Here is a 23,061-nt window from a genome sequence, read left to right on the forward strand (position 1 = left end):
GATGCCATGGACTTCGAACTCAGTGATGAACAACGCCTGTTGACCGACAGCGCTCGCGCCTTCGCCGCGCGGGAGCTGACGCCCCACGCCGCCGGGTGGGATCGCGAGCAGCACTTCCCTGTCGAGGTGATTCGCCGCGCAGCCGAACAGGGCTACCTGGCCCTGTATCTGCGCGAAGAGGATGGCGGCCTGGGCCTGTCCAGGCTGTCCAGCTCACTGATTTTCGAACAACTGGCGGCCGGCTGCGTGGCCACCACCGCCTACCTGACCATCCACAACATGGCCACCTGGATGCTCGCCAGCTTCGCCGACCAGGCGCTGAAAGATGCCTGGTTGCCGGGGCTGATCAACGGCCAGTCGCTGGCCTCCTACTGCCTGACCGAGCCGGACGCCGGCTCCGATGCCGCTCACCTGCGCACCCGTGCGCGGCGCGACGGCGACGACTACGTGATCGACGGCAGCAAGTGCTTCATCTCCGGTGCGGGAAGCACGCAGGTACTGATCGTCATGGCGCGTACCGGCGAGGACGGCGCCAAGGGCATTTCCTGCTTCCTGATACCTGCCGATGCGCCCGGCGTACGCTATGGACGCAACGAGGACAAGATGGGCTGGAAAGCACAGCCAACCCGCACCATCACCTTCGAAGGCGTACGCATTCCCGCCAGTCACCGCATTGGCCCGGAAGGCGAAGGCTTCGTCTACGCCATGAAGGGGCTTGATGGTGGGCGCCTCAATATCGCCAGTTGCTCGCTCGGTGCGGCTCAGGCAGCGCTGCAGCAAAGCCTGCGCTACGTAGAAGAACGCAAGCAGTTCGGCAAGGCGCTCAGCGAATTCCAGGCCCTGCAATTCAAGCTGGCCGACATGTTCACCGCCCTGACCGCCAGCCGGCAGATGGTGCGCCTGGCCGCGCACAAGCTCGACCATGGCCACGGCGAGGCAAGCTTGTACTGCGCCATGGCCAAGCGCTTCGCCACCGACCACTGCTTCGATGTCTGCAACGAAGCGCTGCAACTGCACGGTGGTTACGGCTATCTGAATGACTACCCACTGGAACGCTGGGTGCGCGACGCCCGCGTGCACCAGATACTGGAAGGCACCAACGAGATCATGCGGGTGATCGTTGCCCGCCGCCTGCTGCAGCAGGGCGGCATGCTCGATCAGCTGCTGTAGTAACCACGATATGTAGGAACGAGCGATGCTCGCGAGCAGAGCTCGCTCCTACAGCCATGATCCGTATCGAGGACGACCATGAGTACAGCCATCGAAACCTACAAGTCCGGCATCTTCGACCTGACCCACAAGCTCACCGTGGAAAAGCACGGCCACACCGCACTGATCACCATCAATCATCCACCGGCCAACACCTGGGACCGCGACTCGCTGATCGGTCTCAAGCAGGTGGTCGAGCACCTCAACCGTGATGACGAGGTGTATGCCCTGGTGGTAACCGGCCAGGGGCCGAAGTTCTTCTCCGCCGGCGCCGATCTGAACATGTTCGCCGATGGCGACAAGGCGCGCGCCCGCGAGATGGCGCGGCGCTTTGGCGAGGCCTTCGAGACACTGCGCGATTTTCGCGGTGTGTCCATCGCCGCGATCAACGGCTACGCCATGGGTGGCGGCCTGGAATGCGCGCTGGCCTGCGACATCCGCATCGCCGAACGCCAGGCGCAGATGGCCCTGCCGGAAGCCGCCGTGGGTCTGTTGCCCTGCGCCGGTGGCACCCAGGCCCTGCCCTGGCTGGTCGGCGAAGGCTGGGCCAAACGCATGATCCTCTGCGGCGAACGCATCGACGCCGAAACCGCCCTGCGCATCGGCCTGGTGGAACAGGTGGTGGACACTGGCGAAGCACGCGGTACCGCCCTGCTGCTGGCATCCAAGGTGGCGCGGCAAAGCCCGGTGGCGGTACGCACCATCAAGCCGCTGATCCAGGGCGCCCGTGAGCGTGGCGCCAACACCTGGCTGCCGGAGGAGCGCGAGCGCTTCGTCGACCTGTTCGATGCCGACGACACCCGCGAAGGGGTCAACGCCTTTCTGGAAAAACGCGACCCGCAGTGGCGCAACAAATAAGTCCAGCGGCTGCAAGCTCGTAGGGTGGATGTCGCTTTTTACATCCACCAGCAACCCACACGGTGGATGGATAGAGCGCCATCCACCCTACGCAGGAAGATCCTGTAAACCTGCAATTCGAAGCCCTGTAGGGTGGACGTCGCCTTTTACGTCCACCACAAACCCGTAAGGTGGATAGATAGAACGTCATCCACCCTACGCAGGAAGCCCCTATGAACCTGCAATTCGAAGAACGCCCCAGCCTGCACGGCTACCGCATCGGCATCGTCAGCCTCGACGCGGAGAAGAGCCTCAACGCCCTCTCCCTGCCGATGATCGAAGCACTCGACGCGCGCCTCGAGGCCTGGGCAGAAGACCCGACCATCGCCTGCGTGGTGCTGCGCGGCAACGGCCCCAAGGCCTTCTGCGCCGGCGGTGACGTGGTGCAACTGGTCAATCAGTGTCGCGAACAGCCAGGCGAAGTACCGGCCCTGGCGCGACGCTTCTTCGCCGACGAATATCGCCTCGACCATCGCATCCACACCTACCCCAAGCCCTTCATCTGCTGGGCCCACGGCCACGTGCTAGGCGGCGGTATGGGCCTGATGCAGGGCGCCGGTATCCGTATCGTCACCCCGAGCAGCCGACTGGGCATGCCGGAAATCAATATCGGCCTCTACCCGGATGTCGGCGGCAGCTGGTTCCTCGCCCGCCTGCCGGGTCGCCTGGGCCTGTTCCTTGGTCTCACCGCAGCCAGCATCAATGCCCGCGATGCGCTGGACCTGAATCTGGCCGACCGTTTTCTGCGCGACGACCAGCAGGACGCCCTGCTCGAAGGCCTGGTGCAACTTAACTGGCGCGAACAACCCGCTGCACAGCTGCACAGCCTGCTACGGGCGCTGGAGAACGAGGCGCGCAGCGAACTGCCTGCAGCCCAGTGGCTGCCACGTCGCGAGCGCATCGACGAGTTGCTCGACGTCGCCGACCTGCCGGCTGCCGTGCACGCGCTCTGCGCCCTGCAGGCAGATGACGACGCCCTGCTCGCCCGCGCCGCCAAGACCCTGGCACATGGCTGCCCGCTGACCGCGCATCTGGTCTGGGAGCAGATCCGCCGCGCCCGCCACCTGTCGCTGGCCGAGGTGTTCCGCATGGAATACGCCATGAGCCTGAACTGCTGCCGCCACCCGGAATTCCCAGAAGGCGTGCGCGCCCGCCTGATCGACAAGGATCAAACGCCGAAGTGGCATTGGCCGGACGTGGCCGCGATCCCCGCCGCCGTGATCGAAGCGCACTTCGCGCCGGCCTGGGAAGGCGAGCATCCGCTGGCGGATCTCTAGGCCGCGGACCGGTGCGCACGGCGCACCCTACACATGTCCCATAGCCCGGATGCAATCCGGGGCATCGACCACGGTCCAGGTGCAGCAGCGCATTCATTCGCGATAGGGCAGACACGACGCCCCCAGAGGAGTACCGACATGGACGACAAGCAGTTGCAAAGAGCCCTGACCTTCCAGGCTCTGCATCGACGCGACGAGCTGCTGGTGCTGCCCAACCCCTGGGATGCCGGCTCGGCGAAGATCCTCGCGGCCCTGGGTTTCGAGGCCCTGGCCACCACCAGCGCCGGGCTGGCCTTTACGCTCGGGCGCCCGGACGGCGAAGGGCTGATCAGCCGTGAGGAAACCCTGGACAATGCCCGCGCCATAGTCGCTGCAACCCCGCTACCAGTGGCGGCCGACCTGGAGAACGGCTTTGCCGATGAGCCGCAAGGCTGCGCCGACACGCTGCTCCAGGCCGCTGCCTGCGGGCTGGTGGGCGGCTCCATCGAAGATGCCAGCGGGCGTGCGGATGCACCCATCTATCCCATGGAGCTGGCGGTGGAGCGCATCCGTGCCTCCGTCGCCGCTGCGCGCAGCCTGCCCTTTCCTTTCACCCTCTGCGCCCGCGCGGAAAACTTCCTGCACGGGCGTGAAGACCTGTCCGATACCCTGCACCGCCTGGAAGCCTATGCCGAGGCGGGCGCCGACGTGCTCTACGCGCCCGGCCTGACCACGCGCGCGCAGATTGATGCGGTGGTGCGCGCCGTCGCGCCGAAACCGGTCAACGTGCTGATGGGGCTCTCAGCCAGCCCGCTGACCCTCGACGAACTGGCTGCGCTGGGCGTACGCCGGGTCAGCGTCGGCTCCAGCCTGGCACGCGCCGCCTTCGGCGGGTTCCTGCGGGCCGCACGTGAATTGCGCCAGGGCAGCACGGACTTCGCCAGGGATGCCGCCCCCTTTGCCGAACTCAACGACATGTTCACGCGCTAACAACAAGAAAAGGAGAACCAACATGGTCCCCATCGCCTTTATCGGCCTCGGCCACATGGGCCTGCCCATGGCCCGCAACCTGCTCAGGGCGGGCTATGCGCTGAAAGTCTTCGACCTGGTGCGCAGCGCCGTCGACACGCTGGCCGGCGAAGGTGCCGTGGCGGCCGATAGCGCCGCCGACGCCATCGATCAGGCAAAGGTGGTGATCAGCATGCTGCCGGCCAGCCGTCATGTGGAAGGCCTGTACCTGGGCGACGCAGGCCTGCTTGCGCAGCTGCCTGCCGGCACGCTGGTGATCGAGTGTTCGACCATCGCCCCGGAGGCCGCGCGCAAGGTGCACGCCGCCGCCCGCGAGCGCGGTATCGCGCTGCTCGATGCGCCGGTATCCGGGGGTACAGGTGGCGCGGCAGCCGGCACCCTGACCTTCATGGTGGGTGGTGAAGCCGAAGCGCTGGAGAAAGCCAGACCGATGCTCGCCGCCATGGGCAAGAACATCTTCCACGCCGGCCCGGAGGGTGCCGGCCAAGTAGCCAAGGTGTGCAACAACCAGGTGCTCGCGGTGCAGATGATCGCCACCGCCGAAGCCATGGCCATGGGCGTGGCCAACGGCCTGGAGCCGGCAGTGCTGGCCGAGATCATGCGGCAGAGCTCCGGCGGCAACTGGACGCTGGAGAAGTACAACCCCTGGCCCGGAGTGATGGAGAACGCCCCTGCCTCGAACGGCTATAGCGGCGGTTTCATGGCCGAGCTGATGGCCAAGGACCTCGGCCTGGCCCAGGAAACCGCCAGCCACAGCGGCAACAACGCCCCCATGGGCGCCCTGGCGCTGCAGCTGTATCGCCTGCTGCTCAAGCAGGGCAAGGGCAAGCAGGATTTCTCGGTGATACAGCAATTGTTCGTGGAGTAGCGTCTACAGCCAGTGCGCATACATGCACAGTCGCACCGGCGCTGAGCTCGTAGGGTGCGCTGTGCGCACCAGGGGCTTTTCCCGATAAGGCTGGTGCGCATGGCGCACCCTACCTGGAACCGATCGCACCGCCGCCGTAGGGTGCGCCGCGCGCACCAGAGCTTTTCCCGATGTCGCCAGCGGTGTAGTCATGGTCGCAGCGATTCGCCTGGTGGATGAACAGACGCCGCGCGCCGGGCACGCGGCGGGTTGAAGTAAGGCTTACCAGCGGCGCTCGCCGCTACGGCGTTGTTCGTTATTGCTGCGCCCGTTGGAGAAACGATGCTGCGTATTGCGGCCGGCGTCCCAGCCGCGCTGGGTCTGCCCGCTGCGATGTTCCTGGCGACGTTGATCGCGACGGTAGTCGTGTCGCGGCTGCTGGTGCTTGTAGCCGTCGCGATAACGGCGATCATGGCCATAATGATGACGCGGCGGCGGTGCCGGCACATGGCGCGGTGGTACCGGGTGGTAATGCTGACGACGGTCCTCGTAGTAGTAATAACGAGGCGTGACGTAGACAGGCGGCCTGTAGTAATCACCCCGGTAGCCATCGGAATAACGATAGGCATGGCCGTTGTGATAACCACGGTCGTAGCCGCCACCGTAAACGGCACAACCGGAAAGTGAGAGCAGCAAGGCGCATAGCAGGATTTTGTAGGGCATGGCGGCCTCCTTGTGACCGCTGGGACGACGCCGACCGATGTCGGCCTCCGGGATGGTGATCCCTGACGCATCAGACAGCGCCGCCCACAACAGGTGCGATTCACTTCGTCGGCTGTGACCAAAGGCGCAAAACAACAAGAGCACAGGACAATCGCCACACCACTGGCATGGCATTCGCTTGCTCAGCGCCGCGGAAAGCCGATCCATGCACAGGGTCGTCAGTGGTAGCGAATCGCAATGGCCGACTAGGGTTCCGGCTCGCCAGAAGGCGAGTGGCTGGTCCGAGAGTCGGCGACCTCATGCAGCGGCGGGAAGCCACGGGGTTACACGGAGGGATAAAAGCCCGGGAGAACGCGCAGCCAGGCTGCCAGCTTTCCCGCTTTCGTCCATGACCCGAGGTTTCCATGTCCATTCGTTCCCTGCTTACCGTCCTGCTCTGCGCCTGCCTGCTCGGCGCTCCGACAGCCCAGGCCGCGCCAAAGACCTTCAAGCTGTGCTGGTCGATATTCGCCGGCTGGATGCCCTGGGGCTACGCCGCCGAACAGGGCATCGTGAAGAAGTGGGCGGACAAGTATGGAATTGACATTCAGGTGCAGGAAGTGCCGGATTATGTCGCTTCCATCGAGCGCTACACCGCCGGCCAGTTCGATGCCTGCAGCATGACCAACATGGATGCCCTGACCATTCCCGCTGCTGCCGGCAAGGACAGCACCGCGCTGATCATCGGCGACTTCTCCAACGGCGCCGACGCCCTGCTGCTGCGCGGCAGCGGCCAGAGAATCCAGGACCTGAAAGGCAAGAGCGTGCTGCTGGTGGAGAACTCGGTCTCGCACTACCTGCTCAGCCGCGCACTGGAGTGGGCGCTGCTCGACGAAAGCGACGTGACCATCATCAACGTCTCCGACACCGAAATCGCTGATGCCTTCCTCGCAGGCAAGGGCGACGCGGTGATCACCTGGAACCCGATCCTCTCCAAGATTCGGCGCAAGGCCGAGGTCAGCCAGGTGTTCAGTTCCAACCTGATTCCCGGCGAAATCCTCGACCTCACCGTGGTCAGCAGCCAGACCCTGACCCAGCACCCGGAATTCGGCCGCGCGCTGACCGGCGCCTGGTTCGAGACCCAGCGTCTGCTGGGCCTGCCCACCCCGGCCGGTCGCGCGGCCAGGGCCAGAATGGCAGCCGCCGCCGACACCACCCCGGAAGATTTCGACGCCCAGCTGGGCACCCTGCGCTCGTTCTACTCACCGCGCAGCGCGCTGAACTTCGCGCGTACCGGCAAACTGCCGGACATCATGCAACGGGTCGCGCGCTTCGCCGATGCTCATGGCCTGCTGGGCAAAAGCGGCATGGGCCTGACCAATCTGGGTATCGAATTCAGTGGTGAGAAGCCGCTTGGCAACCCGCAGCGCATTCTGCTGCGCTTCAACCATCGCTATATGGAACTGGCAGCCGAAGGGGCGCTGTAACGCCCCATCGCACAGCAGACGGATCACAGCCCGCACCAATAACGCGCAGCCGTAGCGGCAGACAGCGACGAACCCCGCGAGATAGGCGCCTCGGCTAACTGGCACGATGTTCGCTACGGACACTGCGTGCAGGAACAACCCGGTTCGCCGGGATCGCGGCACCACAATTTGCCAATAGCCGGCTAGGGTTCCGGCTCGCCACAGGCGAGCGACTGGTCCGAGAGCTAGCGACCTCCAGCGAGGTTACACGGCGGGACAAAAGCCCGGGAGAACGCGCCCCATCCGTGGGGACCGCCGCGAACTCCTGCCCGCCCCTGTCAAACTGGAGGTTCATCATGGGTACGCCCCACTCGCATCAGCGGCAACCAGCCGTCATCCCCAAAGGCCCGAAACCAGCGCGCCCTTGCGCTTGCTAGCTGCGCACGCCTTTCGTTCCAGGCCCGACGAGGACCATCCATGCGCCTGATCAACCGCCACCCGGATCGCAGCGGCCGCCTGCTGCTGATCCTGCTGCCTTTCGCCCTGCTGCTGTTCGTCTATTTCAGCGCCTCGGCCACGCGCCTGGCCGACAATCCCAACGACAAGCTGCTGCCAAGCGCCAGCCAGATGGTCGATGCCATCGACCGCCTGGCCTTCACCGAAGACAAACGCAGCGGCCAGTACCTGTTCTGGCAGGACACCGCCTCCAGCCTGCAGCGCCTGGGCCTGGGCCTCGGCATCGCCGCGCTACTGGGCCTGGTGCTGGGCATCGCCGCCGGCAGCGTGCCGCTGTTCGGCGCGCCGCTATCGCCGCTGCTCACGGTGCTGTCGATGATTCCGCCGCTGGCCATCCTGCCGATCCTGTTCATCGTCTTCGGCCTGGGTGAGCTGTCCAAGGTGATGCTGATCGTCATCGGCATCACCCCCTGCATCGCCCGTGACATCGAACAGCGTGCCCGCGAGATTCCCGGCGAGCTGCTGATCAAGGCGCAGACCCTCGGCGCCAACTCCTGGACGCTGATCCTGCGCCTGGTACTGCCGCAACTGATGCCACGCCTGCTGATCTCGCTGCGCCTGATGCTCGGCTCGGCCTGGCTGTTCCTGATCGCCGCCGAAGCCATCGCCAGCACCGACGGCCTCGGTTACCGCATCTTCCTGGTGCGCCGCTACATGGCCATGGACGTGATCCTGCCCTACGTCGTGTGGATCACCCTGCTGGCCTGGCTGATGGACCTGGGCCTGCGCCAGGTACTGCGCCTGTGCTTCCCCTGGCATGAAGGAGGCAAGGCATGACCCTGTTCAGCCAACACGTCGTCCCGCTAAGTGAACCTGCCATGAGCGACTGCAGTACGGCCCCTGCAAGCACAGCGAAAACCGCCTTTATCGAAGCGCGCAACCTGTGGCAGGAATACGGCGACCTGGTGGTGCTCGAGCGCCTCAACCTCAAGGTCGAAGAAGGCGAGTTCTGCACCCTGGTCGGCGCCTCCGGCTGCGGCAAGTCCACCTTCCTGCGCATGCTGCTCGGCCAGGAACGCCCGAGCCGTGGCGAGCTGCTGCTGGGCGGCCAGGCGCTGCCCAACGAGCCGGACCCGAGCCGTGGCGTGGTGTTCCAGCGCTATTCGGTATTCCCGCACCTGAGCGTGCTGGACAACGTCGTCCTGGGCCTGGAGCTGCCGAAATCGAAGCTGCTGGGCCGGTTGTTCGGCGCCGCCAAGCGCGAAGCCCGCGAGCGCGCGGCTGAAATCCTCACCCAGGTCGGCCTCGGTCACGCGCTGAGCAAATACCCCAGCTCGCTTTCTGGTGGCATGCAACAACGCCTGGCCATCGCCCAGGCGCTGGTGATGCAACCGCGCATGCTGCTGCTTGACGAACCCTTCGGCGCCCTCGACCCCGGCATCCGCAAGGACATGCACGCGCTGCTGCTGGAGCTGTGGCAGGAAACCCGCCTCACGGTGTTCATGGTCACCCACGACCTGTCCGAAGGCTTCAGCCTCGGCACCCGCCTACTGGTGTTCGACAAGGTTCGCCACGACCCGCAGGCGCCGGGCGCCTACGGCGCGCGAATCACCTACGACATCCCGCTGAACGAGACGCGCCGGGCGCAAACGCAATTGCCCAGTGAACTGGCCGAGCGTATCGCTGCACGCAACGAACTGTAGCCCGGATGAAATCCGGGGATCACCAGCACATTTTCCCCGGATTACATCCGGGCTACGGACCTGAGATGTAGCCTATCTCGGCGTATTCGGTGCGCACGGCGCACCAACTCAGCGGTTACACCGTCGCGGCTACGACTGCATGGATGCAGGAGGTAGAGCGAAGCAGGATGCCAGAGCCGAAAGCCCCTCCCACAAATCGACCGGAGCCAAACCGTGGGAGGCGCTTCAGCGGCGAGCTTTTCAGCGGTGAATCAGGCGGCTACCACCCGGCTAACTCAACACCTCCAGATACCGCGACAGCGTTTCGCCCTCCGCGGCAAACCAGCGCTGCGCCTCGTCGGTAGTCGGCGTGGCGAGATCGGCGCGCCAATCGGGTTCCAGCGTATCGATAAGGAAGGTGCGCACCACCGCACGGCCCTCCGGTCTTTGCAGGTACTGGCACACACGCCCGGCCGCCGACAGCTCGAAGCCCTCAAGCGAAACCATCTGCCCTACCCGCGCCGGCAATGTGGACAGCGCCACCTGATAACGCCCCTGCTGATCGGCGTAGGCCAACGAGGCCTCGCAGTCGAACAACGCCGCCAAAGCCTCGCCATCACCTTGCGCCAGCTCGACCCGCTCGCGCAGTTGCAGCGCTGACTCAGCCAGCTCGACCGCCCGCCCATGAACCCAGCCAAGCTGCTCGCCACAGAGAATCAGGCCGCCACCGCGCTGCAGCACCTCGCCGCTTTCGGCGTCGCATTCCTCCACTAGGCGCAGGCCGATCAACGGCCCGCTGCTGGCCTGCAAACGCCAGTCCTCGACATAGGCGCCGCTGGTGCCGAACTCGATCATGCAATTGCCGATGCGCTGCAACTGCGCCGGCTCCGGCCAGCGGTTGTGCAGTTGCAGGGACACGCCGCCATGCCAGCTCAGGTAGCCGTCCTCCCAGACGCTGTCGGCCACCCAGCCTTCATGATTGGCGAGTTGGCGCAACTCAGCGGCGTCGTAGTCCTGCCAGGCCCTTACCGGCAGCGCGGGCACCTCCGGCAGGCGCAGGTCGAGGGTGAAGCTGCGGCTTTGCAGCCAGTGCACCTGCGTGCGCTGGTCGCTGCGGCCATCGGCGAAGCTGATGGTGCGCCGGCGAAAGTGCCCGAGCATCCAGTCCGGCACACCACCCTCGGCGCGCTGTGGGTAACGTGCGACCAGTTCCAGCAGGTTCATGCCGTCACCTCCCGACGGCCTTGACCAAAGCTGGACAAACCCGCCGCACCATCCGGCAATTTCAGCGAGCCGTCCTCCAGACGCTCGCGCAGATAGCGGAAGGTCTGCGCGGTCTGCGCGAACAGGTGATCGCCACAACTCACCGGCGCGTACACACGCTCACCGCGCGCCGGCAGGCCGGCAATCGGCGCGATGCGCGTCGGGTAGTCGCAGGCGCAAAACAGCGGGAAGGCGAAACGCTCCTCGCTGACCTTGCGCACGCGGTGCGAGGTGGCGACGAAATGACCGTTGCTGAGCACCTCGAGCATGTCGCCGATATTGATCACGAAGGCGTCCTCCACCAGCGGCACGTCGATCCACTGCCCGTCGCCGTTGAGCACCTGCAAGCCTTCGGCGGTCGGCAACAGAATGGTGAAGCACTCGTAGTCGGTGTGCGCGCCGATGCCGGGGCGATCAGCCACCGGATCGGGGTCGAGCGGGTAATGGATCATGCGCAGCTGACTGGTGGGATGGCGGGTGATGCCGGCGAAAGTATCCTCAGCCAGCCCCAGCGCCAGGGCGAAACCACGAAACAGCGTGTCGCCCAGGGCCAGCGCAGCGCGGTAGTAAGCACTGACCTCGCGCTTGAAGTCCGCCGAGTCCGGCCATTGCGTCGGCCCCAGCAGCGGATAGACCTGCGCCGCCTCGGTGTAGTCGTAATTGACGTCGTAGGCCTCCTTGAGATCCTTGCTGCCGCCGACGAACTGCTCCTCGCCTTCCGGCACGTAACCGCTGTGGTTGCTCGACTGGCCGATATAGAAGCGCATCTTCTCGTCCAGCGGACGGGCGAAGAAACTGCGCGCCTGCTCGATCAAACCGTCGCGCAGCTCACGCGAAATGCCGTGCCCGGTAATCTGCAGAAAACCGACCTCACGGGCTGCGCGCCCCAGTTCATCGGCAACGCGCTGACGCTGGGCAGGGTCGTCGGCATACAGACCGGAAACGTCGATCAGAGGAATGGAGGTGAAATGGGTATGCGCCATGGCAATCTCCCTTGAACAAGTGAGTTACCTGGTCGTCCAGACGAGCAGCGGATCGGGTCGTCCCGAAGGCGGCAGCAAGGCCTCCTCTGCAACTGGGTCGATAGCGATTTCCATGCCACCGCCCTAACGCCGCCAGGGCGCGATGCCGCGAGCCAAATCGCCCCCGAACGGTGCAATTCGCACCCCGAAAGCCCCATCAGGCAGCACGCGAACCACAAGCAGCCTCGCCAGAGCGCCCAAACACGGGCCTCGGCGAGCTGGCACGCTATTCGCTAAAGCCTGGGTGTGCAGGTTCTAACCGGGTTTTCCCGGAATCGCGGCACCACAATTTGCGAAATGGATGACTAGGGTTCCGATCCGCGCAAGCGGGTGACTGGTCCGAGAGTCATCGACCTCCAGTGAGGTTACACGGCGGGATAAAAGCCCGGGAGAACGCGCCTTTCGAACCATTCGAAACGTGCCGCGACTCCTGCCCGTACTCACCAAGACTGGAGGTTCCAAATGCGCAAGTACCGTCTGCTCTCCTTCGCCGCTGCCGGTCTGGCCGCGCTGCTCAGCTTCAGCGCTCATGCCGAGAAGAAAGACAGCTTCAGCGTCTGCTGGACGCTCTACGCCGGCTGGATGCCCTGGGGCTATGCCAGCACCTCCGGCATCGTCGACAAATGGGCGAAGAAATACGGCATCGACATCGATGTCGTGCAGCTCAACGACTACGTCGAGTCCATCAACCAGTACAGCGTCGGTCAGTTCGACGGCTGCACCATGACCAACATGGACGCCCTGACCATTCCCGCCGCCGGTGGCGTGGACAGCACCGCGCTGATCGTCGGTGACTACTCCAATGGCAACGACGGCCTGCTGATCAAGGGCGAGGGCAAGACCCTGGCCGACCTCAAGGGCATGCGCATCAACCTGGTGGAGCTGTCGGTATCCCACTACTTCCTCGCCCGGGCGCTGGAGTCGGCAGGCATGAGCGAGCGCGACGTGACGGTGGTGAACACCTCCGACGCCGACATCATCGCCGCCTATACCACCCCCAGCGTACAGGCTGCCGCCACCTGGAACCCGATGCTCGCCGAAATCATCGCTCAGCCCGGCAGCACCCAGGTGTTCGATTCCTCGAAGATCCCCGGTGAAATCCTCGACATGATGGTGGTCAACACCCAGACCCTGCAGGACAACCCGGACTTCGGCAAAGCCCTGGTCGGCGCCTGGTTCGAGATTCTCGAACTGATGCAGGCCGGCACCCCCGAAGCCACCGACGCCCTGACCGAAATGGCCAAGGCCTCCGGCACCGACCTGGCCGGTTTCCAGGCCCAGCTGGCAACCACCAAGCTGTTCTACACGCCGCAGGAAACCCTGGACTTCGTCACCAGCCCGGCCCTGCCGGAGACCATGACCAAGGTCGCCAATTTCAGCTTCGAGCACGGCATCCTCGGTGAGGGCGCGCGCAGCGCCGACGCCATCGGCATGACCTTCGCGGGCGGCGTGACTACCGGCGACAGCGCCAACATCAAGCTGCGTTTCGACCCGAGCTACGTGCAGATGGCCGTCGACGGCAAGCTCTGACGGGCAACTCTAAAAACTACCTGCGTTGCCATCACTGCGTTAAAAACAGGCTCAAAATGCTCATTTACTACTCGTAAACTCCGCTTTTTCGCCTGTTTTTGCCTTGTGCTGACTGCCTCGCCAACGTTTTTAGAGCCGCCCTAAACCGTATCGCAACAATGATCAGGCGCCCCTGCCGGCGCCTGACGACCAGGCTTTGATCTCGAGGTCCCCATGACAACTGCCCTCCTTCTCCGCCCCACCCTGTACGAAGAAACCGTACCCGGCGGCGGCCACACCTCCTTCGTGCTCAAACGCGGCCAGCTGCTACGCATCACCGACCTCGAAGGCGGCGCCAACGTCAGCCTGCTGCTGTTCAACGCAGCGGAAAAGAGCGAGCGCCTGAACCTGCCCGACACCCTCAAGTGCCAGCACACCGCCAAGCTCACCGGCGGGCACTGCCTGTACTCGGACATGGGCAAGGTGCTGGCCGCCATCACGGCCGATACCTGCGGTTGGCACGACAGCTTCGGCGGCGTGCTGAATGCCGACGAGGTGTTGGAGAAGTACGGCCAGGGCCGCTACCAGGAGCTGCGCAACGGCTTCTTCCGCAACGGCATGGACAACCTGCTGGTGGAAATGGGCAAGTGGGACCTGAACCTGCTCGACCTGCTGATGAACCTCAACCTGTTCAGCCGCGTGGACGTCGACGCCGATGGCGCCTTCCACTTCCAGCCCGACAACAGCAAGGCCGGCGACTACATCGAGCTGTACGCCCCGATGGACTGCCTGGTGGTGCTCACCGCCCTGCAGCACCCGATGGACCCCAACCCGCAGTACGCCCCCAAGCCGGTGCAACTGACCTGGAGCAAGGTAGACAGCGACGGCATCACCGTGCTCTGCCGCACCTCGCGCCCGGAGAACGGCCGCGGCTTTCACAACACCGAACGCCAGTACCTCTGAGGATGCCGACATGAGCCTGATCGCAAGCAACCTGCATCCCGAAACCGCCGTGTTCCGCCACACCATCCCGGCGGGCGAACCCTACCTGTTCGAGGTCAAGGCCGGGCAGACCCTGCGTCTGCACGATCTGGAAGGCAACCAGGCGATCGACACCCTGTTCTTCGCCGCGAAAAACCCGCGCGAGCGCTTCGACCCGCAGCGCACCCTGCGCAAGCAGAACAACGTCTACCTGACCACCGGCACGGTGCTCTACTCCAACCTCGGCACGCCGCTTCTGACCATAGTCGCCGACACCTGCGGCCGCCACGACACCCTCGGCGGCGCCTGCGCCCAGGAAAGCAACACCGTGCGCTACGCCCTGGACAAGCGCTATATGCACAGCTGCCGCGACAACTTCCTGCGCGCCAGCCTGCACGACGGCCGCCTGAGCAAGCGCGACATTGGCGCCAACATCAACTTCTTCATGAACGTTCCTGTAACGCCCGAAGGCGGCCTGACCTTCGAGGACGGCATCTCCGCGCCCGGCAAATACGTGGAGCTGCGCGCCGAGACCGACGTGATCGTGCTGATCTCCAACTGCCCGCAACTGAACAACCCCTGCAACGGCTGGAACCCAACCCCCGCCGAAGTGCTGGTCTGGAACTGACGCAGGGCGGGTGAAACCCGCCAAGGCCCGGCGGGTTTCACCCGCCCTACAAAAGTCGACCCCGTAGGAGCGGCTTCAGCCGCGATACCCGTAGGGTGGATGTCGCTTTCTACATCCACCGGATTTGCCGGTTCGCGGTTAAAGCCTCCTACATATGCAACACGCGCCACCCGGATTTTTCTGCCACGGACGACCGTGACACATGACGAATGACGGCGGGACGGCCCGCCATGACCTTCGAGGGTCATCCTGATGTTTGAGAAACTGCTAATCGCCAACCGTGGCGCCATCGCCTGCCGCATCCTGCGCACCCTGCGTGAACTGAACGTCGGCGGCGTAGCCGTGTACTCCGAAGCCGACGCCGCCAGCCTGCATATCCAGCAGGCCGATGAAGCCTTCTCCCTCGGCGACGGCCCGGCCGCGCAAACCTACCTGGTGGTCGAGAAGATTCTCGCTGCCGCCAAAAACAGCGGCGCTAAAGCCATCCACCCCGGCTACGGTTTTCTCTCCGAGAACGCGGCGTTTGCCGAAGCCTGCGAAGCGGCCGGCATCGCCTTCGTTGGCCCGACGCCCGAGCAACTGCGCGTGTTCGGCCTCAAGCACACCGCCCGCGCCCTGGCCAGGCAGCACGGCGTGCCGATGCTCGAAGGCACCGAGTTGCTGGAAAACCTCGACGCCGCACTCAAGGCCGGCGAACAGGTCGGCTACCCGGTGATGCTGAAAAGCACCGCTGGCGGTGGCGGCATCGGCATGCGCGTCTGCCGCAGCGCAGAGGAACTGAGTGACGCCTTCGAGGCGGTCAAGCGCCTGGGGCAGAACAACTTCAGCGACAGCGGCGTGTTTATCGAGAAATACATCCAGCGCGCCCGCCACCTGGAAGTACAGGTGTTCGGCGACGGACAGGGCGAGGTGCTCGCCCTCGGCGTGCGCGACTGCTCGGTGCAACGCCGCAACCAGAAAGTGCTGGAAGAAACCCCGGCGCCGAACCTGCCCACCGGCATGGCCGATGAGCTGTGCGCCGCAGCGATCAAGCTGGCCAAAGCGGTGAATTACCGCAGCGCCGGCACCGTCGAATTCGTCTACGACAGCGAGACGCGGCACTTCTACTTCCTCGAAGTGAACACCCGCCTGCAGGTCGAGCACGGCGTCACCGAACAGGTGTGGGGCGTCGACCTGGTGCGCTGGATGATCGAACTGGCAGCCGGCGATCTGACGCCGCTCAGTGAACTGGCCAAGACGCTCAAGCCATCCGGTCATGCCATCCAGGCACGCTTGTATGCCGAAGACCCGGGCCGGGATTTTCAGCCCAGCCCTGGCCTGCTGACTGCCGTGAGCTTCTCCGAAGCCGACGGCAAGGCGCTGCGCATCGACACCTGGGTCGAAGCCGGCTGCGAGATTCCGCCCTACTTCGACCCGATGATCGCCAAGCTGATCACCTGGGCACCAACCCGCGAGCAGGCCAGCGCCGCGCTGGACAAGGCCCTGGCCGAGTCCGTGCTGTACGGCGTGGAATGCAACCGCGACTACCTGCGCCAGATCCTGGCTGACGCGCCCTTCGCCAGTGGCTCGCCGTGGACGCGCTGTCTGGAAAAGCTCGTCTACCAGGCCAACACCTTCGAGGTACTGAGCGCCGGCACCCAGACCAGCGTGCAGGATGTGCCTGGCCGTCTCGGCTACTGGGCCGTTGGCGTGCCGCCCTCCGGGCCGATGGACGATCGCGCCCTGCGCCTGGGCAACCGTCTGCTCGGCAATGAAGAAGGTGCCGCTGGCCTGGAACTCACCATGAGCGGCCCAACCCTGCGCTTCAACACGGACGCTGTGGTCGCCGTTACCGGCGCCGAGATACCGCTGAGCATCGATGGCCTCGCCCAGCCACTGAACACCGTGCTGCTGATCAAGGCCGGCAGCACCCTGACGCTCGGCACCATTGCAGGCAGCGGCGCGCGCAGCTACCTGAGCATTCGCGGCGGCATCCAGGTTCCGGACTACCTGGGCAGCAAGAGCACCTTCACCCTCGGCCAGTTCGGCGGCCATGGCGGCCGTGCGCTGCGTGCCGGCGACGTACTGCACCTGCTGCCGCTCGTCGATACCAGCAGCGGCGCGCAGTTGCCTGTCGAACTCTGCCCGGCCCTGCCGGCCGTACGCGAACTGCGGGTGATCTACGGCCCACACGGCGCGCCGGAATATTTCACACCCGCCTATGTCGACAGCTTCCTCGCCACCGAGTGGGAAGTGCACTTCAATTCCAGCCGCACCGGCGTGCGCCTGATCGGGCCCAAGCCCGAGTGGGTGCGTGACAGCGGCGGCGAAGCCGGTCTGCACCCGTCCAACATCCATGACAACCCCTACGCCATCGGCGCGGTGGACTTCACTGGCGACATGCCGGTGATCCTCGGCCCGGACGGCCCCAGCCTGGGTGGCTTCGTCTGCCTGGTGACCATCATCGAGGCCGACCTGTGGCAGCTCGGCCAGCTCAAGGCCGGCGACAAGGTGCGCTTCGTGCCGGTGGATATCGTCACCGCGCGGGAGTTGGCACGGAACAATGCACGCGAATACGCAGAACTCTGTAGGAGCCCGCTCGCGGGCGATCAGCCAACATCGCGGATCGCTGACAAGCCAGCTCCTACACAGCTGACCTCCCCCATCGTCCTCGACCTCGGCACCGACGACACCCGCCTGGTCGCGCGCCTGTCCGGCGACACCCATCTGCTACTGGAAATCGGCCAGCCCGAGCTCGATCTGGTGCTGCGCTTCCGTGGCCACGCGCTGATGCAGGCGCTGGAGGCCAAGCAACTGGACGGCGTGATCGACCTGACACCGGGCATCCGCTCGCTGCAGGTGCACTACCAGCCGGAAACCCTGGCGCTGCAGCAACTGCTCGACATCGTCGCCGGCGAGTGGGACGCCGTCTGCGCCGCCCGCGACCTCAAGGTGCCGTCGCGTATCGTCCACCTGCCGCTGTCCTGGGACGACCCGGCCTGCCAGCTGGCCATCGACAAGTACATGACCACCGTGCGCAAGGACGCCCCCTGGTGCCCGAGCAACCTGGAATTTATCCGCCGCATCAACGACCTGCCGAATCTGGACGAGGTGTACCGCACAGTATTCGACGCCAGCTACCTGGTCATGGGCCTGGGCGACGTCTACCTCGGCGCACCGGTGGCCACCCCGCTCGACCCGCGCCATCGCCTGGTCACCACCAAGTACAACCCGGCGCGCACCTGGACGGCGGAGAACTCAGTCGGCATCGGCGGCGCCTACATGTGCGTGTACGGCATGGAAGGCCCCGGCGGCTACCAGTTCGTCGGCCGCACTCTGCAGATGTGGAACCGCTACCGCGCGGTCGAGGCCTTCGACGGCAAGCCCTGGCTGCTGCGCTTTTTCGACCAGATCCGCTTCTATCCGGTGTCGGCCGACGAGTTGCTGCGCATCCGCCGCGACTTCCCGCTGGGCCGCTACCCGCTGCGCATCGAACACAGCGAACTGGCCCTGGCCGACTACCAACAGTTCCTCGATGACGAAGCCGACGGCATCGCCGCCTTCCGCCAGCAGCAGCGCGCAGCCTTCGATGCCGAACGCCAGCGCTGGATCGAATCAGGTCAGGCGCATTTCGAGGTCGAGGAAGTGGCCGCCGAACTTGGCGATGACGCCCCGCTGGGCGCCGGTCAGCACAGCATCGACAGCCATATCGCCGGCAACCTCTGGCAAGTGCAGGTGGAGCAAGGCGCGCGCGTGGAGGCCGGCGACGTGCTGGTGATTCTCGAATCGATGAAGATGGAAATTCCGCTGACCGCACCGGTGGCCGGCACCGTGCGCGAGGTACGTGTGCAGCCCGGCTCGCCGGTACGCGCCGGGCAGCGCGTGGTGGTGCTGGAAGAAGCCTGAAAAGCTCGCTGCTGAAGCGCCTCCCACAGGGCCTGACCAGCCCTTGTGGGAGGGGCTTCAGCCGCGATCGCCTTATGACACACCGCAATACCGACAACCCCAATCGCGGATAAATCCGCTCCTACAGCCCCGTAGCCCGGATGCAATCCGGGAAAACAGCCACCTGCCCAGCTCCACCCGGTTGAATGTCGATGCACCAAACCTGTAGGAGCGGCGTCCCGCCGCGAAGGTGTCTGACGCGGACGCGCAAAGTTTCGCCCCGGGGCGGGGCTCCTATGCAAGGCTGGTTTGCCAGCCTTGCCGGATTGGCATAACCCCGGATTTCATCCGGGCTACACAACGCCAAGCATGATCACAACTAGCGCTATCCCAGTCCCGCACGCTAGCATGGCGCCGAAAGCCCGCCGCCGGATTCACCCATGTCCCTGCGCCCCAAACGGCACACGCAAACCTCGCTGGTGTTACTGCTCCTGTTCCTGCTTGGTAGCGGCTTTCTCACCACCTCGCTGCTGAGCTACTACGCCTCGCGCGACTCGATCCGCGACAGCATCATCAATACCGAACTGCCGCTGACCTCCGACACTGTCTACTCGGAAATCCAGAAGGACCTGGTGCGCCCCATCCTCATCTCCTCGATGATGGCCCGCGACACCTTCCTGCGTGATTGGGTGCTGGCCGGCGAACAGGACAACGGGCAGATGACCCGCTACCTGCGCGAAGTACAGGAGCACTACGGCGCCTTCACCAGCTTCTTCGTCTCCGACAAGACCAGCACCTACTACCAGGCCAAGGGCGTGCTCAAGCAGGTCAAGCCGGACGAACCGCGTGACGTCTGGTACTACCGCGTACGCGGCCTCGACGAGCCCTACGAGATCAACGTCGACGTCGACCTGGCCAATGCCGACCGCCTGACCATCTTCATCAACTACAAGGTGCAGGACTACGACGGCAGCTTCATCGGCGCCACAGGCGTCGGCCTGGCGGTCGATGCCGTGGTCAAGCTGATCGACGAGTACCAGGCGCGCTACGAGCGCAGCGTCTACTTCGTCGACACCACCGGGCGCATCACCCTCACTGGCGCCCAGGGCGGGCCGATGGGCGCCAAGGTCGGCGATTCGCTGGCCGACGTGCCCGGCCTCGATGGCCTGATGGAAAAACTGCCTACGCCACAAAGCGGCCAGTTCGAATATCGGGAACAGGGCCGCGAGCACTTTCTCAACGTGCGCTACATCCCCGAGCTGGAGTGGTACCTGTTCGTCGACAAGCAGGACAAGGCCCTGGCCGGCATCCGCCAGGGGCTCTACATCAACCTGCTGCTGTGCCTGCTGGTCACCGCCATCGTGCTGACCCTGGTGAGCTTGGTGATTCGTCGCTACCAGCAGCGCATCGCCGCCCTGGCCACCACCGACAGCCTCACAGAACTGCCCAATCGTCGCGGCTTCGATATCCTCGCCGAACAGGCGCTACAGGAAGCGCAGCGCGACAGCAGCCCGCTGTGCGCCGTGCTGCTGGACCTGGACAATTTCAAGCTGATCAACGACCAGCACGGTCACCTCGCTGGCGACCAGGTGTTGCACGACTTCGCCCAGCAACTGCGCGGCACGTTGCGCCAGTCCGACATTCTCTGCCGCTGGGGCGGTGAAGAATTCATCCTGCTGCTGAAGAACACCGACCGCCAGGCCGCCCATGACCTGGCGGAAAAACTCCGCCAGCAATGCGCCGAACAGCGCTATGAAATCGAAGGCCAGCGCCTGCAAGTCACCGTCAGCCTCGGTCTCAGCCAGTGGCAAGCCGGCGAGAGCCTGCACACCCTGCTCGGTCGCACCGACCGTGCGCTGTACCGCGCCAAGCAGGCCGGGCGCGACCGCGTCTGCATCGATAACTGATGGATAGCCAACACTGCCCGCTATGCGGCAAGGTCAACCAGTGCTGCGTCGCCGCCGGGCGTGACGAACCCTGCTGGTGCTTCGAGGCGCAGATCGACCCGGCTGCGCTGCAGCGCCTGACGCCCGAGCAACGCAACCAGGCCTGCCTGTGCCCTGCCTGCGCCGGCGCACTGAAAGCCACTGAGCCCCGCGAGCACGATTGAGCCATGCGCCTGGATCGCTTCCTCAGCAACTTCCCGCGTTTCAGCCGCCAGGACAGCCGCCTGCTGATCAGCGCCGGCCGCCTGCGCGTGGACGGCGCGGTGGTTCACGACCCGCGCCATGAGGTGCGCGACTTCCAGCGCGTCGAACTGGATGACGAACTGCTGCAGGCCGGACGCAGCGCACGCTACTGGATGCTGCACAAACCGGTCGGCGTGGTCAGCGCCACCGAGCACGACGAACACCGCACCGTACTCGATCTGCTCGACGAGCCGGACAAGCATGACCTGCACCTGGCCGGGCGCCTCGACCTGAACACCAGCGGCCTGCTGCTGATCACCAACGACGGGCGCTGGTCGCGGCGCATCACCCAGCCGCAGCAGCGCAAACCCAAGGTCTACCACGTCACCACCGAACAGCCGATCACCGCCGAGTACGCCGAGGTCTTCGCCCAAGGCCTGTACTTCGCCTTCGAAGACCTCACCACCCTGCCCGCCCAGCTCGATGTACTGAGCAGCCACCAAGCCCGCCTGACCCTGTTCGAAGGTCGCTACCATCAGGTCAAGCGCATGTTTGGCCACTTCCGCAATCGCGTGGTCGCCCTGCACCGCGAAAGCATGGGCGAAATCGTCCTCGACCCACAGCTCGCCCCCGGCCAATACCGCGCCCTGACCGCCGCTGAAATCGCCAGCGTCTGATTGCCTCATGCCCCGCAATCCGACTACCCGACCAACGGCAGCCCCAATCAGCTACAAAGATGTGACTCACCCTTGCGTGGCTGCAAGGTAACTGCTTGAATCGAACCATAAGTCTTGAGATGACTATCCGGTCACTACGAGACAGCTATACGTTCTTTCAGTTACTGGCGCCCCGCGCCGACTGGATTCCTGCCTGGTAACACCGCCCTCTCCAAGGCCCTGAAAAGGCCTGGAGCGCTCGCCTGTTTCGATCCTAACTGATTGAAATTCCAATACTTATAAAAATCTCCAGCCTGACATCATGCTGTCACGCTCAGGCGCTTTTCTGACTGCTCAATCAAATGCGAACGGCCGCCCGCTCGCCTTGACACACTTGCGCCAGGAGGAAACGACATGAGGCCAGAAACCGCAGTCGTCGAGATCAACAGGAAGCACAAAGTTCACACGGAGTTCTACGGCAACCCGGCAGCAAGCAAGACCATCATCCTGGTCAATGGCTCTCTGGCGACCACCGCCTCGTTCACGCAAACGGTCAAGTACCTGCAGCCGCAGTTCAACGTGGTGGCCTTCGACCTGCCCTATGCCGGCCAGTCGAAGCCGCACAACAGCGACTTCACGCCCATCACCAAGGAAGACGAAGCGGCGATCCTGCTCAAGCTGATCGACCACTACGGCGCCAACTACCTGATGTCCTTCTCCTGGGGCGGCGTCGCCTCCCTGCTCGCCCTGGCACAACGCCCGGCGACGCTGGAGAAGGCCGCCATCTGCTCCTTCTCGCCGATCCTCAACGTGCCGATGCTCGACTACCTGCACAAGGGCCTGCGCTTCCTCGGCTCGGTAGACCGCGACAACATCGCTCTGCTGGTCAACAGCACCATCGGCAAGCACCTGCCGTCGCTGTTCAAGCGCTTCAACCACAAGCACGTCAGCACCCTCGCCGAGCACGAGTACCGGCAGATGTACGCGCACATCAAGCAGGTGCTGAACATGGAAGCGCACTGCGGCAAGGAATGCCTGCAGTCCATCGACATTCCGCTGATATTCGTCAACGGCGAACGTGACGAATACACCTCGGTCGAAGACGCCTGCCTATTCGCCCAGCACATCGACCACGCCCAGTTCGCCGTGATCGACGACGCCGGCCACTTCCTCGACATGGAACACAAGGCCGCCTGGCTGCAGACCCAACGCGTACTGCTGGACTTCTTCAACGCCCCCAGCAAACGCCTGCAACTGCCGACGCGCGGCGAGCTGCAGGAACTGCAGGCCATGGCCATATGAACCGGCCCAGAGGCGAACCGGCTGCACGACAAGCGCCGGTTCGCCCTTCATTTCCCCGCCGAGTTCCGGTATAAAGGCACCCGCTGCGGGTGTCGTATAATGGTAATACCCTAGCTTCCCAAGCTAGAGCCGTGGGTTCGATTCCCATCACCCGCTCCAAAAT

At 64.7% G+C, this 23,061-nt stretch carries 19 protein-coding genes, 1 tRNA gene and 3 riboswitches; of the genes, 17 read left to right on the forward strand and 3 right to left on the reverse strand.

Features of this window, described 5'->3' with window-relative positions; translation table 11 throughout:
- Positions 1–6 precede the first annotated feature (6 nt).
- From BLR77_RS03310 to mmsB, 5 genes are all read left to right on the forward strand, one after another.
- Positions 7–1,170, forward strand: coding sequence for an acyl-CoA dehydrogenase family protein (locus BLR77_RS03310; protein ID WP_074675454.1), 1,164 nt, complete (start codon positions 7–9; stop codon positions 1,168–1,170).
- A 78-nt stretch (positions 1,171–1,248) separates the two neighbouring features.
- Positions 1,249–2,067, forward strand: a complete 819-nt coding sequence (locus tag BLR77_RS03315) for an enoyl-CoA hydratase (RefSeq protein WP_074675455.1) — start codon at positions 1,249–1,251, stop codon at positions 2,065–2,067.
- 212 nt (positions 2,068–2,279) lie between these two features.
- Complete coding sequence (locus BLR77_RS03320; RefSeq protein WP_074675456.1) at positions 2,280–3,383, forward strand: enoyl-CoA hydratase/isomerase family protein; 1,104 nt, start codon at positions 2,280–2,282, stop codon at positions 3,381–3,383.
- 138 nt (positions 3,384–3,521) lie between these two features.
- Positions 3,522–4,352: an isocitrate lyase/PEP mutase family protein gene (locus BLR77_RS03325; RefSeq protein WP_074675457.1), complete on the forward strand. Its 831-nt coding sequence runs from the start codon at positions 3,522–3,524 to the stop codon at positions 4,350–4,352.
- A gap of 22 nt (positions 4,353–4,374) precedes the next feature.
- Complete coding sequence (gene mmsB, locus BLR77_RS03330; protein WP_074675458.1) at positions 4,375–5,259, forward strand: 3-hydroxyisobutyrate dehydrogenase; 885 nt, start codon at positions 4,375–4,377, stop codon at positions 5,257–5,259.
- A gap of 261 nt (positions 5,260–5,520) precedes the next feature.
- Here the strand turns inward: mmsB and BLR77_RS03335 are convergent, their stop codons facing one another.
- Complete coding sequence (locus BLR77_RS03335) at positions 5,521–5,961, reverse strand: hypothetical protein (protein WP_074675459.1); 441 nt, start codon at positions 5,959–5,961, stop codon at positions 5,521–5,523.
- A 234-nt stretch (positions 5,962–6,195) separates the two neighbouring features.
- Positions 6,196–6,313: riboswitch (guanidine-I (ykkC/yxkD leader) on the forward strand.
- Positions 6,314–6,365: 52 nt separating this feature from the next.
- On the opposite strand from BLR77_RS03335, the gene BLR77_RS03340 reads away from it, so the two are divergent.
- The 3 genes from BLR77_RS03340 (at position 6,366) to BLR77_RS03350 (ending at position 9,565) form a co-directional block, all read left to right on the forward strand.
- Positions 6,366–7,427 carry a putative urea ABC transporter substrate-binding protein gene (locus BLR77_RS03340; protein ID WP_074675460.1) on the forward strand — a complete coding sequence of 354 codons (1,062 nt, stop codon included), beginning with the start codon at positions 6,366–6,368 and terminating at the stop codon, positions 7,425–7,427.
- A gap of 171 nt (positions 7,428–7,598) precedes the next feature.
- Positions 7,599–7,699, forward strand: a riboswitch (guanidine-I (ykkC/yxkD leader).
- Positions 7,700–7,883: 184 nt separating this feature from the next.
- Positions 7,884–8,699, forward strand: coding sequence for an ABC transporter permease (locus tag BLR77_RS03345; RefSeq protein WP_074675461.1), 816 nt, complete (start codon positions 7,884–7,886; stop codon positions 8,697–8,699).
- Positions 8,700–8,740: 41 nt separating this feature from the next.
- A complete protein-coding gene (locus BLR77_RS03350; RefSeq protein WP_074676748.1) occupies positions 8,741–9,565 on the forward strand; it encodes an ABC transporter ATP-binding protein in 825 nt (274 codons plus the stop codon).
- Between the two features lie 270 nt (positions 9,566–9,835).
- Here the strand turns inward: BLR77_RS03350 and BLR77_RS03355 are convergent, their stop codons facing one another.
- Together BLR77_RS03355 and BLR77_RS03360 are read right to left on the reverse strand one after the other, a co-directional pair.
- Positions 9,836–10,768 carry a hypothetical protein gene (locus BLR77_RS03355; RefSeq protein WP_074675462.1) on the reverse strand — a complete coding sequence of 311 codons (933 nt, stop codon included), beginning with the start codon at positions 10,766–10,768 and terminating at the stop codon, positions 9,836–9,838.
- Positions 10,765–11,790 (reverse strand): isopenicillin N synthase family dioxygenase, encoded by a 1,026-nt coding sequence (locus BLR77_RS03360; RefSeq protein ID WP_074675463.1) that lies wholly within the window; start codon positions 11,788–11,790, stop codon positions 10,765–10,767. The genes BLR77_RS03355 and BLR77_RS03360 overlap by 4 nt, the downstream gene beginning before the upstream one ends.
- Before the next feature lie 333 nt (positions 11,791–12,123).
- A riboswitch (guanidine-I (ykkC/yxkD leader) is annotated at positions 12,124–12,223 on the forward strand.
- 68 nt (positions 12,224–12,291) lie between these two features.
- Here BLR77_RS03360 and BLR77_RS03365 point away from each other — a divergent pair.
- The 9 genes from BLR77_RS03365 to BLR77_RS03405 all read left to right on the forward strand — a co-directional run bounded on the left by BLR77_RS03365 (position 12,292) and on the right by BLR77_RS03405 (position 23,057).
- Positions 12,292–13,359, forward strand: a complete 1,068-nt coding sequence (locus tag BLR77_RS03365; protein WP_074675464.1) for a putative urea ABC transporter substrate-binding protein — start codon at positions 12,292–12,294, stop codon at positions 13,357–13,359.
- 213 nt (positions 13,360–13,572) lie between these two features.
- Positions 13,573–14,301 (forward strand): urea amidolyase associated protein UAAP1, encoded by a 729-nt coding sequence (locus BLR77_RS03370; protein ID WP_074675465.1) that lies wholly within the window; start codon positions 13,573–13,575, stop codon positions 14,299–14,301.
- A gap of 10 nt (positions 14,302–14,311) precedes the next feature.
- Positions 14,312–14,947: an urea amidolyase associated protein UAAP2 gene (locus tag BLR77_RS03375; RefSeq protein ID WP_074675466.1), complete on the forward strand. Its 636-nt coding sequence runs from the start codon at positions 14,312–14,314 to the stop codon at positions 14,945–14,947.
- Between the two features lie 252 nt (positions 14,948–15,199).
- Positions 15,200–18,832 (forward strand): urea carboxylase, encoded by a 3,633-nt coding sequence (gene uca / locus BLR77_RS03380; RefSeq protein ID WP_074675467.1) that lies wholly within the window; start codon positions 15,200–15,202, stop codon positions 18,830–18,832.
- 419 nt (positions 18,833–19,251) lie between these two features.
- Complete coding sequence (locus BLR77_RS03385) at positions 19,252–20,718, forward strand: sensor domain-containing diguanylate cyclase (RefSeq protein WP_074675468.1); 1,467 nt, start codon at positions 19,252–19,254, stop codon at positions 20,716–20,718.
- Positions 20,718–20,921, forward strand: a complete 204-nt coding sequence (locus tag BLR77_RS03390) for a cysteine-rich CWC family protein (protein WP_074675469.1) — start codon at positions 20,718–20,720, stop codon at positions 20,919–20,921. The genes BLR77_RS03385 and BLR77_RS03390 overlap by 1 nt, the downstream gene beginning before the upstream one ends.
- Before the next feature lie 3 nt (positions 20,922–20,924).
- Entirely contained in the window at positions 20,925–21,617 is a 693-nt protein-coding gene (locus tag BLR77_RS03395; protein ID WP_074675470.1) for a pseudouridine synthase, read from the forward strand.
- 393 nt (positions 21,618–22,010) lie between these two features.
- Positions 22,011–22,898, forward strand: coding sequence for an alpha/beta fold hydrolase (locus BLR77_RS03400; protein WP_074675471.1), 888 nt, complete (start codon positions 22,011–22,013; stop codon positions 22,896–22,898).
- 85 nt (positions 22,899–22,983) lie between these two features.
- Positions 22,984–23,057, forward strand: a tRNA-Gly gene (locus BLR77_RS03405).
- Positions 23,058–23,061 lie beyond the last annotated feature (4 nt).

Source organism: Ectopseudomonas alcaliphila (genome assembly GCF_900101755.1).
In the GTDB taxonomy this organism is placed as follows: domain Bacteria; phylum Pseudomonadota; class Gammaproteobacteria; order Pseudomonadales; family Pseudomonadaceae; genus Aquipseudomonas; species Aquipseudomonas alcaliphila.